General features: G+C 41.4%; 9 protein-coding genes. All 9 read right to left on the bottom strand.

Translation table 11 applies throughout. From position 1 onward, the window contains the following. Nucleotides 1-55: 55 nt before the first annotated feature. Nucleotides 56-1,195, bottom strand: coding sequence for an alpha/beta hydrolase (locus AC0L6H_RS20365; RefSeq protein WP_473391184.1), 1,140 nt, complete (start codon nt 1,193-1,195; stop codon nt 56-58). A 144-nt stretch (nt 1,196-1,339) separates the two neighbouring features. Beyond that, nucleotides 1,340-2,083, bottom strand: coding sequence for a glutathione peroxidase (locus AC0L6H_RS20370; RefSeq protein ID WP_473391185.1), 744 nt, complete (start codon nt 2,081-2,083; stop codon nt 1,340-1,342). Nucleotides 2,084-2,147: 64 nt separating this feature from the next. Then, nucleotides 2,148-3,512, bottom strand: a complete 1,365-nt coding sequence (gene prsR / locus AC0L6H_RS20375; protein ID WP_473391187.1) for a PEP-CTERM-box response regulator transcription factor — start codon at nt 3,510-3,512, stop codon at nt 2,148-2,150. Between the two features lie 8 nt (nt 3,513-3,520). Next, entirely contained in the window at nt 3,521-5,554 is a 2,034-nt protein-coding gene (gene prsK / locus AC0L6H_RS20380) for an XrtA/PEP-CTERM system histidine kinase PrsK (RefSeq protein WP_473391188.1), read from the bottom strand. 5 nt (nt 5,555-5,559) lie between these two features. Then, nucleotides 5,560-6,681, bottom strand: a complete 1,122-nt coding sequence (locus AC0L6H_RS20385; RefSeq protein WP_473391189.1) for a beta-ketoacyl-ACP synthase III — start codon at nt 6,679-6,681, stop codon at nt 5,560-5,562. A 232-nt stretch (nt 6,682-6,913) separates the two neighbouring features. Further along, nucleotides 6,914-8,455: a PAS domain-containing sensor histidine kinase gene (locus tag AC0L6H_RS20390; RefSeq protein WP_473391190.1), complete on the bottom strand. Its 1,542-nt coding sequence runs from the start codon at nt 8,453-8,455 to the stop codon at nt 6,914-6,916. A gap of 1 nt (nt 8,456) precedes the next feature. After that, entirely contained in the window at nt 8,457-10,376 is a 1,920-nt protein-coding gene (locus tag AC0L6H_RS20395) for a PAS domain-containing hybrid sensor histidine kinase/response regulator (RefSeq protein ID WP_473391191.1), read from the bottom strand. 61 nt (nt 10,377-10,437) lie between these two features. Next, the gene (locus AC0L6H_RS20400) at nt 10,438-11,349 is read right to left on the bottom strand and encodes a hydrogen peroxide-inducible genes activator (protein ID WP_473391192.1); all 912 of its coding nucleotides are present in this window, start codon (nt 11,347-11,349) and stop codon (nt 10,438-10,440) included. Between the two features lie 72 nt (nt 11,350-11,421). Next, nucleotides 11,422-12,714: an inorganic phosphate transporter gene (locus tag AC0L6H_RS20405; protein ID WP_473391193.1), complete on the bottom strand. Its 1,293-nt coding sequence runs from the start codon at nt 12,712-12,714 to the stop codon at nt 11,422-11,424. Between the last annotated feature and the right edge of the window lie 62 nt (nt 12,715-12,776).

Genomic DNA, 12,776 nt, shown 5'->3' on the forward strand with positions numbered 1-12,776 from the left:
AATAAGTAACGCGGCGCCATCAATTTGAAATGGCGCTTGGAGGGGATGCTTTAGCTCAAGGTAATTGCGCTGACAAAAATTCATCTAGCATTAACAGCATATTTTGGTGCAATGGATTGGCTTTTGGAACGGCGCACTTTTCGTTTTCGTTTACTTTCGATTTATCAAATTTTAAGTTAACGATTTGTACCGAACTCATCAAAATATCGGCGTGACATAGTTCGTAAGATTCATCTATTTTAAATACCGTGTGTGCACCCTGAATATGTGTCGTAAGATCTTCAATTCCGCTATAGAGTGTTGTTTTATCAGCCATTGAATGCGCAGCAAAAATGGCTTTTTTTATTTGTTTTATTTCCAATAAATCTCTTATATCGTGAATAACATCCATAAGCACTAGCGCCGAATAGGTCGCCACAGATGGATATTTGTATGGATGCGCGCCTTGAGTTTCGTAGTCGCCATCAAGCCATTTCGCTAAGGACTTCATGCCCCAAATATTAGACAAAGACTCAGCAGCGCCAGAAAGCTCTAAAGCACCTGAAAATAACAACAAGGCACTAACTTTTTCAGGGTTATTGATAGTGTAATAGCTTGCAAACGCGCCTCCCGTAGAAAACCCGCCAACGATTACTGGTAGGTCTGGGCCGTCATTAATGCTTTGTGCCATGTTTTGTGCCAAGCCCATTACAGAATCGATATGCCCATACCAGCGGCTTTTCAAGTTTTCGTCCTGCATATCAGCATCGGCGGATAATTTGCCATGCCCTGGCGTAAGTGGCGCTATCACCACAAAGCCTTTAATTCTAAGATGTTCAGCCAGCGACTGAACAAAGTAAGGTGAATCACTTAAGCCATGAAAAAGCACAACAACCCCTTTAGCTGCTGGCATGGCTGGCGATATTCTAGGGAGTAAGATATAGGGCGCGTTGCCATCATTTCTTAAGCTAGCAAAACACGCCTTTATGCCATTGGTAAGGGATGCTTCACACTGTGTGGCTTCTCCAAGTTCAGCTTCATATATCGTCGACAAGCCTTGCGCTTTCGCAAACAGCGTCTGCATCTGCAAGACGGCATCGCTATTGCTTTGGGCAAAACTCATACTTTGTAGCCCAACACTTAACCAGATTAAAGCAAGGCCTTTAATCAGGCTCAATTTGATCGAGGGGAAACGTATTTTCGACAACGTCAACATGTCAGGTTACCTTAAACTCATAAATATAAAACGGAAAAAAGAGCCTAAAAAGACTCTTTTTGAACTTTGCGATACTATAACATTTATTGCTCTGCTAAGTAGTCGTTGAACGATTTAGCAAAACAACAATCGGGTCAATATGACTTAGGCCAAATAGGCTGCTAACTCTTCACTGCTACCGATATGTTTGCCACCAATGAAGACTTGAGGCACGGTGTCACGACCACTCACAGCTTTAAGTGATGCCAAATTTGCATTTTTACCTAAAACAATTTCTTCATACTCATAGCCTTTGTCGGCTAACAATGCTTTTGCTTTCACACAAAATGGACAGCCAGGTTTAGTAAATAATAACACTTCCTGCGGCGCACCTTCACCAGGGGCTAAGTACTCAAGCATGGTATCGGCATCAGACACCTCAAAGGGGTCGCCTGGTTTATTTGGCTCAATAAACATTTTTTCAACTATGCCGTTATTGACAAGCATTGAATAGCGCCAGCTGCGCTTACCAAAACCAATATCTTGTTTATCAACAAGCATACCCATTCCTTCAGTGAAGGTACCATTGCCATCAGGTACAACGGTTATATTGCTTGCTTCTTGGTCTGCCAACCATGCATTCATAACAAAAGTGTCGTTTACAGACACGCACAATATTTCGTCTACACCATGTTTTTTAAACAGTCCTGCTAACTGATTATAGCGAGGTAAATGTGTAGAAGAACATGTTGGAGTAAATGCACCGGGCAACGAAAAAACAACTACTTTTTTATTTGCAAATAATTCGTCACTGCTTAGGGTTTTCCACTCATCACCAACACGCGTAGGCCACGTTGCCGATGGGACTGGTTTGCCTTCCATAGTTGCTGCTTCTGCTGGATGTGTCATTGTTTATCCTTCAATTATTGTTAAAAATCATTCCTATGATATTGCACTTAGCTAACAACGGCAACTAACTACTCGACTTCAGGTCATCTAAATGATACTTGTCTATAAGCGAATACAGGGTTGGGCGCGTAACGCCTAATAACTCTGCGGTCTTAGACATGTTCTGCTCAGCTTGATAATACGCTTTACGAATAGCTTTGCTTTCTGCGTTTTCACGAACTTCACGTAAATTGAAAATCACTTCCTCTTGCGGCTCATCAGTATTAAAAAGTGACAAATCATCAGCCTCAATATAACTGCCTTCTGCAAGTACCACGGCAGACTTCAGCTTATTTTGTAATTCACGGATATTACCCGGCCACTTGTGATTTAACATGGCATTTGTCGCTAATTGACTAAAACCTTTTACTTTAGATTTGTATTCATCAACATAGATATTTAAAAATGTTTTGCCCAATAAGATTACATCATCACCTCGTTCACGCAGCGGCGGTAACAAGATAGAAATTTCACTTATGCGATAGAATAAATCTTCTCTGAAGGTTTTTTCAATGGCCATTTCTGTGAGGTTTCTGTGAGTTGCACAAATAACACGCACGTCAACGGGGATCTCAGAACGTCCACCTACTCGCTCAATCATGCGTTCTTGCAAAAAGCGCAACATTTTAGCTTGTAGACCAATGGGCATATCACCAATTTCATCTAAAAACAGAGTTCCACCTTGAGCTGTTTCAATTTTACCAATGGTGGTTTTATTCGCCCCTGTAAATGCCCCTTTCTCATATCCAAAGAGTTCACTCTCAAGCAGGTTTTCAGGGATAGATGCACAGTTAATCGCAACAAAATTATTGTCTTTGCGGTGGCTATGATCATGAATACTGCGCGCAAATACTTCTTTACCCGTTCCACTTTCACCCAGCAAAAGGGTCGAGATATCCGTTTGTGCAATTTTCTCGGCTTTGCGACTAGCGGCTAAAATAGCATCACTATTTCCAACTATAGAGCCCATGCTTACGCGAGACTTGCTGAGTTTTCTATTTTCAAATTCAAGATTTGCTAAATTAAGCGCACGTTGAATCAATAAATTGATGATTTCACTATCAATTGGTTTTTGATAAAAGTCATAAGCGCCTAAGTTAATAGCCTCAAGTGCATGTTCTTTTTCATTATTTCCTGTGACCACAATAACCTTGGTATGAGGAGCAAGTGACAGAATTTCTTGTAATGCGAGCAAGCCTTCTGATGCATTAGTAGGGTCAGGTGGCAGGCCTAAATCTAAAGTCACAACACTAGGCTCGAATCGACGCAATTGCGCTATAGCCGACTGGCGATCACCTGCAAACACCACTTCAAAATCGGTCAAAGCCCATTTCAGCTGTTTTTGAATGCCTAAGTCATCATCGACAACGAGTACTTTACCTTTGCTCATAATTTTATCTAATCCTGTATTCTCGGTAATGTCAGCATAAATGTAGTACCCACGCCTTCTTGGCTTTTCACGGCAATACTACCACCTATGCTTTCTAAATAAGTTTTTGCATCATATGCACCAACACCCATGCCTGCATTTCCTTTTGTAGTCACGAATGGTGTAAATAACTGTTCGTTTATAAATTCAAGACTCATACCTGTGCCTGTGTCTCTAATTTCGATAAGTGCTGCGTCTTCAGTCTGACTCAAACTAAGTTCAACACAGCCGTCATCGGGGGTTGCTTGTTGTGCATTGCTGATCAAATGATATAGCACGTTAGCAAACTTATTCGCGTTGACATCCAAAAACACAGACTCTTTTTCATTGAACACCGGCAGTGGCAATAACACAGCACACTTTGATTCAATGACTTCTTGTATTAATTCGGTCATGTCGACCTTAGTCACATTTGACGAATTATCTATGTTTTTTTCCATTAACTGTTTAAGCATATTATCCATGCGTGCTTTTGCATGACCAAGCGTTTCAAAGGTATCATCAATAAACTCAGGGTTATCTCGATGCTGCTTTGAATTAGTTAACAACAAATTAATTTGTGCCAACACGTTTTTCAAATCATGCACTACAAACGCAGACATTCGACTAAATGCAGCAAACTGCGCATTTTCAGCCAACTTTTGAGAGCTTTCTGCCTGAAAGATGAAATTCGCTGTTTGCTCAGTCACCGCTTGCAAATAATCCCTAAGCTCCCAATTCAAGCTTCTTCGTTCCGCAGTTTGCGCATTCAAAAAAACCATTCCCCATAAGCCCTGCTCTTGAAAAATCGGTATAACCATCTGAAACGGCATCGATTTCATAATGTCATTCCGGTTAGATAATTCGCCATATAGCTCGGGTTTAACTCGCATCTCATCGATGTCGATTATCCAGCTTTTCTTTTCTAAGAAAGCCTTAATATCAGTTATCGACCTTTCGGCCTTTTCATAAAGGGCTAATGTACTTTGACCGGCAATTGCAGCAATATTGACTTGATTATTGGTTACTTTGACCAATACGCCTTGGTCGTATTTCATGCCTTGTGTCCAACCACTTAAGGCGGTTTTATAAATTTCAGATAAGGATTTATCATCTTTAGATAATATTTTCGTTAACGCAACCCATTCAACCCTATAGTCAAATTGGTTTGCATAAAAGTTTTTAGTGATAAAGACTTTTAATTTAGTTCTAAATTCGTGGGATAAAAACAAACTCAATAACAATACAAGTGCAATCAAAAACAGTACGATTTGAACCGGTGCGCCCCAATCGCCACCAAAATATTGCACAACATAGCCAAGCAAAGCCATGATCAGAAGATATGCACCAGAGAGCATTAACAAGGTACTGTGCATAACCACTTCACGGGAAACAAAAATATCAATTCCCCAATGCTGAATGCGTCTTATCGCGAGCACTAAAAATGGCAGCATGGCTAAATAAATATAGCCTCGGGCAGCAAAGAAGCTGTAATTTAATTGCGCGACCATTGCGGCATTTGCATAGGTAAAAAAATCAAAGGTCGTCAGCGCAGCCAAGTAGATAATGAGGGGCTTATATTCCCATTTTTTAGATCCCGATTGGCGATATACCTGTTCCAGAATAACCAGCATTTGAATGGTACACAGTGTTAACACCAAGTGCTGTAAATTGGAGCCCATCACATAAACCGATGTGATACCGATTGCCGCAGAGGGAAGCACCAACAAAGCTAGAGTGACGGGTCGTGAAATGAGTTGCCAGAATGAAGAAAACTGATTTTGCAAACAGGCTGCTAAAAAAAGCGTCCAAATCCATAGTCTAATACTATCAAGTACCGCAAATTGATTGATATGAGTGATTAGACCAAATACCGTAATTTGGCTTATAGACCAGCCAAAAGTAAACAACGTAGCGGTAATCAATAAGACCTTCGCAAGGCCCTTTTTTCTCACTACTAACATCAGAAAAACAAGGCCTAAATAGCCAAGCGCAGTTAAGCCGTAACCAATATCAAATAACAAGTGACTTACCTTTTTTGAACAAGCAAGCTACCAATTGAGTAACCCGCGCCAAATGAACACAAAATACCGTAGTCGCCGGCTTTCAGATCTTGATTGTGCAAATTAAATGCAATAACCGACCCTGCAGAAGCAGTATTGGCGTAAACATCAAGCACAACGGGCGCTTCATCAGCCGACGCTTCGCGGCCCAATAAACGCTTACTGATAAGTGTATTCATATTGATATTGGCTTGATGCAACCACCAACGGCGCAGGTCAGCAGGTAATAGCTGATGAGCAGCTAGGTGCTCGGTAATATGTTGCGCCGCCAAAGGACACACCTCTTTAAACACTTTTCGTCCTTCCTGATGAAAAAGCTTATCAGGACCATAAGGGTCGGCATCTGTCGCGTGAGTGGTATAGCCAAAATTAGAGCGGATATTATTTGAAAATTGGGTAAACGCTTTGGTACTTAGGATTGTGTAAGCATGGTCGCTTGTGACGGTTTCAGCCCTTTCAAGTACGGTTGCGGTAGCAACATCACCGAAGATAAAATGACTGTCACGATCGGTATAATTGATTTGCGGAGAAACTAACTCAGGATTGATAACCAATACCGCACGAGCAGTGCCCGCCGCAACCATTTCATAAGCGCGGTGCATGCCAAAGGTGGCTGCTGAACACGCAACTAACATATCAAAGCCAAAACCTTTTATGCCCAATGCTTCTTGCACCTCTATAGCAATAGCGGGATAGGCACGTTGTGTATAAGCACATGACACGATTACCGCATCAATATCAGATGCTTGTTTATTGGCCGAGGCCAAGGCTTTTTTTGCTGCCTCTACAGCCATTTCCGCTTGCTGAGAAAGCTCGTCATCGTTGCGTTGGGGCAATAAAGGACGCATTCTGTTGACATCAAGCACCCCTTCTTTCTCATAGATGAAGCGACTTTTTATTCCAGATGCTTTTTCAACAAATTCTGCACTTGAATGGGGTTTTGCACTTAAGTCTCCGGCTTCAATCAAGTCCTTATTGAGCTTATTGTAATGGTCAGCATACTGGTTATACGAATCAATTAATTCTTCATTGGTGATACTGTGTTTTGGCGTCCATAGACCAGAACCGCTTAAGACAACTTGTTGCATATGTGTTCCTATATTTTTTTGCACTAGCATGCATTCTCTGACAACGCGATTGAAAAAAAGTCAATCGATGTCTACGCCCGCGCTATATACTTAAATTTTTCATCGTTAGTGTTAACTGACTAAGCATACTAGGTTTTATCAACTATTGCATGTAGATACACAACTAATCATTACGCTTGTTGACTGGCATCAAAGACAATTTTTTAACTTTATTTTGCCATGCTAAATGTATTTATATTGCTTGCTTAGGCCATTTTATCTTTGCTTTGGTGCCATTTTTATAATCTTGCTCAAAGCTAATTGTGCCGTCATATCCCTCTACTATTTTTTGTGCCAAAGCCAAGCCAACGCCGGTGACTGTTTCATCTTGGTCTTTACTTGACTCAAATAATCTAAACACACTTTCAAACCCACTAGATTCAATACCCGGACCATCATCAATAACCTCAATATAATAGTGCCTATTGTCTTCCTTACACACTACCTCTATATTGACGCTATCGCCATGATGATGCTCTACTGCATTGTTGAGTAAGACAGCGATAACTTCACACAAGGGCGCACGGGCGATGTTTAATGAAACATCGTCTATATTAGTCGCGATTTTACGCTCTGTTTTTATTTTTGCTAAGGCATCAGCCACGACTTTAGTAAGTGATACACTTGTGGAAATGTGTTTATCTCGGCCGGCAAAGCAGTATTGATAAATCGCACTGAGTAATTTACTAAGTCGAAATGCGCGCTGGCGAATTTCGCTCAAATTTTCTTTGACTTCTACGTCTTCAATATGGGCTAAATCTTGCTCAATCCACGTGATTAATTTCACCATCGCGTTCGCCGGCGCTCTAACCTCAGTTGCAAGCATATTAGCAACTTGGTCCAAGTCGTTATTTTTCCGTTTCAAGCGGTCAATTAATACATACTCTTTTGTTAAATCGTAAGATACGCCTAAAATAAATTCTTTCCCCGCGCTCGTTTTGAAATAACGTTTGGTTGTTTCGAGCGTGCGTTGCTCCCCATTTGGAAAGTCAATGCTTTCGAGTACTACTTTTTGCCCCATTGCAAAGGCGTCAACATCGTCGGCTAAAAATGCTTTACGCTGCTCTTCATCATAGTCTTCTACCGTTGTGTAGCCAATAATTTTGTCACGTTTCTCGGGTGGGTATAAATTAACAAAGGCTTGATTTGCAAATACCAGTTTAGACTCCCTGTCTTTGGCAAAAATGGGGTGCACATTGGTGTTAGCGACAAGTTGATAAAATTCATCTCTATCCTTGTTTAAACGCTTATACTTTTGGCTTTCAAGTGCCCCATGTAAAGCTTGTGAGAACAAAGAAAGGGCTGCCTTATGTTTCTGTGTATCATCTGCAATATGGTTTCCAAGTAAACAAGCAAAGCCTTTTATGCCCTTATCTTGAGCGTTAATCGAAAAGACCAAACAAGTGTTGGTGCCTTTGTGAGTATCGCAATCAACTATTTTCTCCATCACTTTATTTTTGTCGTTTTTACTCACCAAGCTGACATTAACTTTATGAAGAAGTGAATCTCGCAGTTTGTGAAATTCATCTTTAAGTGCGGGTTTACGCCCCACGAATATATCTTGAGCGTCTCTATCTTCAAATAAGGTGAAATAGGCACTATGCGCATTTAAAAGTTCGAGCAAGGGCGTTGTCGCAGACTCAACAATAGCTTGCAAGGACACAGAGTTTAAACCAAACTCTTGCTGCCAAGTTACACCTTCTTGAATATTGAGTAGTTCGGATGAAATTAACATTCTATTTCCTTAAGCAACGGCGAATAGTTTTAGTTAGCATGTCGACGTCAAATGGTTTGGTAATTAACTCATCAATTCCTTTTTCAAACCATTCTTCGTTGTCTATATCAAAAGCATCTGCGGTCAACGCAATAATGATAGGCTGCTCAATGCTTGTGTTTTCACGTATTTCTCGGGTCGCATCGATACCATCCATATTAGGCATATGCTTATCCATCAAAACTACCCTGTAAACTGGATTTGCGTTGATCATTTTGACCGCTTCGTAGCCATCATTAGCTTGGGCACATATTGCCCCCTCGTTGCTAAGCATCTCAGAAACGATTTCGCGATTAATATCACTGTCATCAACAACAAGTACGTGTAAACCGTCAAACCGATGTGCATCTTCAGGGCTATGCTGTGCACGCGACACAGTCACTAGCGTGTTTGGCATTGGCGCGCTTAATACCAGCTCAAATAGAGTGCCAGAGGTAGTTGACGTTAAGCGAATTTCTATGCCCAAAAGGTCACATAGTTTTTTCACAATTTCTAAACCAAGCCCTTTACTTGAAGCACCTTGAGCAAAACCGGCATCTTCTTGTGTATAGGCATCAAATACGCTGCTCGTATCTTTGATTCCAATACCGCTATCTTGTATGCAAAGGATAAGCTTGCTTTCTTCGACCCTAGTGTATATATGTACTTCCCCTCTATGGGTGTACTTAATCGCGTTTGACACTAAGTTTGACAATATCTGAGTTAGCCTAACTTTATCACTTATGATCATGTCTGTTTGCAACGACGGCAAGGTCGTTTTAAGTGCAATGTGTTTTTCGTCGGCTTTAAAACCGAAAAGTCGTTTGACCTGATTAATAATCTCGGTGATCGAGATCTGTTCTAAGGACACTTTTAGTTTTGCTTCGTTTAACTTAGCTAAGTCTAAAATATCATTAAGTAAATAGAGCAAATGCTCTGAGTTACTCGTAATTTTATCAATTTTATTTTTTGCTGCTTGAGATTGAATATCTTGTTTTACTAGCCCCAACATACCTAATATGCCATGCAAAGGCGTTCTTATTTCATGCGAGACACGCGCAAAAAACTGGTTACGTGTTGAAAGCGCCGCTATAGCTGCTAATTCATTTTCTTTTTGTGAAGTAATATCATTGTGCGAAACAAAAATAATTGCTTGACGCTCGCCACCTTCGCTCTCGAAGCTAAGATTTGCATGGCAAGAATGATAGCGCCATTTGCCAGAGAGGTGCCTGACTCTGACTAAAATATGCGCCTCGTGTGTTCGCGCGGCTTTTAAATCATTTAGTAGGTTTTTGAATGCAACTACGTCGTCAGGATGAATAAGCGCCAAAAGTCTTGTTATCTTGAGTCTATTCAATGCCTCTGTAAAACCAAGCAAATAACTCCAGTTGTCATCGCATTCAACACTATCTAGCTCGGTGTTCCACTCCCACATGCCAAAGCCAGCATCATGCAGCACCGAAACAAGTTTTTGTTTATCTTGCTCTATATTGTCACGAATGTTGACTTGCGCGCTTATATCAGTCAATAAATGGACAACTTGAACAATCCTCTGCTCATCTTCAGCTTTGGTGTCTCGTATTAGTTGTACATGGTCCTTTACCCAAATAAAATCTCCTGACGCATGTTTAAGCCTATATTCTGAATGTACAATTTCATCACAGTCATTCTCAAGAGTACCTTGTTGGCTTTCAAGTAAATAATTGGCTATATCTTCATCATGTATTAAGTCGTCAAAGAGCATCCCTTTGTCTTCTAACTCTTCGGGGAAGTATCCAAGAATATTTGCAAGGTTTGGCGAAGCACTCTGAATAGCTCCGCCTGGACGTCGAGAAGTCGCAATCAACATAGTGCTTGAATTTTGAAATATTCTTGAGAAAAGTTGCTTATCAAAACTTGTCACTACTTGCCTCTTTGGTTAATTTGTCGTTGCCAACCTAGTGTCAAAGCACAAATCTTTAGGACTACTTTAGATCTGTAGGAACCGGCATGAGTGGCGCAAGTAAAGTCGCGATTTTCCTAAACAACTGTACGCGTGTTGTACCATTTCTCCATACCAAACCAATTTCTCTAAATGCATCATTACTTGGTGCAAGAGCCTTAACATTGGTTCCGTTAAGTATTCCGTGACTAAGAGCCATCGCGGGCAAAAAAGTATAACCCATTTGGCTATTGACCAATGAAACAAGGGTATACAAACTACTTGCGGTAAGCGAACTTACTTGTGCCTTGTGGGCTAAACCACAAGCACTAACGGCATGTTCCGTTAGACAGTGCTCTCGTTGCAACAAAAATATGCTATTTTCAGGCAGCTCTTCAATTTGTACATTTTTGGGCAATGTTTTTGCTTTTTCTTTGTGCGCGATTAAATGAAAGGGATCTTGCCCTAACAATAATTGTTTACAACCGGGTGTTTTTGTTGGTAACGCTAGCACCAATAAGTCCACTTCGCCTTCCATTAACTTTGCAGTGAGGTTATCGGTCGTATCCTCGAGTAACTCAAGGGAAAGTTTTGGCAAACTACTATGCAGTGCTGTGATCAGCGGCTCAAACAAAAAAGGCGCGATGGTGGGAATTATACCAATTTTAATATTACCTGATTGCCAATCACCCGAAGATTGGGCAAAAGACACCCAGTCCTGAGTTTGACTCAACAGAATTTTACTTTTTTCAACTAAGGCTTCACCAAAATGGGTAAATACAAAGGCTTTGTGTTCACGCTCAAGCAATTGTTGCCCAAGGGAATCTTCTAGGTTTTGAATCGCTGCGCTTAAAGTTGATTGGCTGACGTTGCATTTTTCAGCCGCGCGAGCGAAGTGCTGCTCTTTATGCAGCACAACAAGATAATGTAAGTGTTTAAGGTTGGGTAGACGCAATATTTTGTACGCTAATCGTTTGTTTTTAATGCCTAAAGATTAACACGAGCTATTACATCTAACCACTGCTTATTACATCGAGAAAATAGCTTTAAGCAAGTAGAAAAAGATAATCGAGAAAAAGGCACCTACAGGTAATGTAATTACCCATGACGCTACAATTGTCTTAATCGTTTTGCCATTCAGAGCAGATACGCCTTGCGCTAAGCCTATACCGAGTACGGCGCCTACTAGGGTTTGCGTCGTCGAGATTGGCAAGCCGGTTCCAGATGCGATAAGCACCGTTGTCGCAGCCGCTAATTCAGCGGCAAAACCTCTGCTTGGCGTTAAATGCGTAATACCTTGCCCAATCGTTTTCATAACACGATGACCAAACAATGCGAGCCCCGCTACGATACCAAAGCCACCAAGAGGAAGTATCCACCATGCCAAAGGTGATTTATCTACAATCATACCTTCATTAGATACCACGCTTACAACCGCCGCCAAAGGCCCGATTGCATTGGCCACATCGTTTGAACCATGGGCAAAAGCCATACAACACGCCGTAAGTATCATTAAGACTGCAAATACTTTCTCAACGTTTACGTTTTGTTCGTCAAAGCTAAGTGGCGCGGCGTTCGAATTTGCATTAAGTACTTTTGCACTGAGTTTTCGTACGAAGTAAACACCTATGAGCGCAGTTACAACACCAATTCCAATTGCCAACATGATTCCTTCCATCTGGGGCAGGCCTAAACCTACATGCTTCAAACCTTTCTTGATTGTCACAAGCGCCATGATGAAACCGGCTAAGCCCATATATATGGGAATATATCTGACGGCAGAAACAAGTGGGTGTTCACGGTCGAGTATGAGTTTTTTGGCACTGAGGAAAATAAGCGCGGCGATAATACCTGATATAGCGGGCGTTATTACCCAACTACCTACGATGCCCCCTACCTTGCCCCACGCTACTGCATCAGCACTAACACCAACAGCAGTAAAACCAACGATTGCCCCAATAATTGAGTGAGTAGTGGAGACTGGCCACCCTTTGTAAGACGCAATAACGAGCCACAAACCGGCCGCAAATAGCGAAGATATCATACCAATTACAAGGTATTCGGGAATATCAGTGAAGTAATCAGAATCGATGATGCCTTTGCGGATGGTTGATGTGACTTCACCACCGGCCAAATAGGCCCCAGCAAATTCAAATACCATGGCAATAAGTATCGCTTGTTTGAGGGTAATCGCTTTTGACCCTACCGACGTACCCATCGCATTAGCGACGTCGTTCGCACCAATACCCCACGCCATTATAAAACCAACGCAGGCCGCAATTAAAACCAGTACGAATCCGTATTCTTGTATTATATCCATGTGAGCAAATAAATCTTAGCTTAAAAGATGACGAGAATATAAAGGCAATGAAGGCAAAGCGC

Source organism: Glaciecola sp. G7-5 (assembly GCF_055808975.1).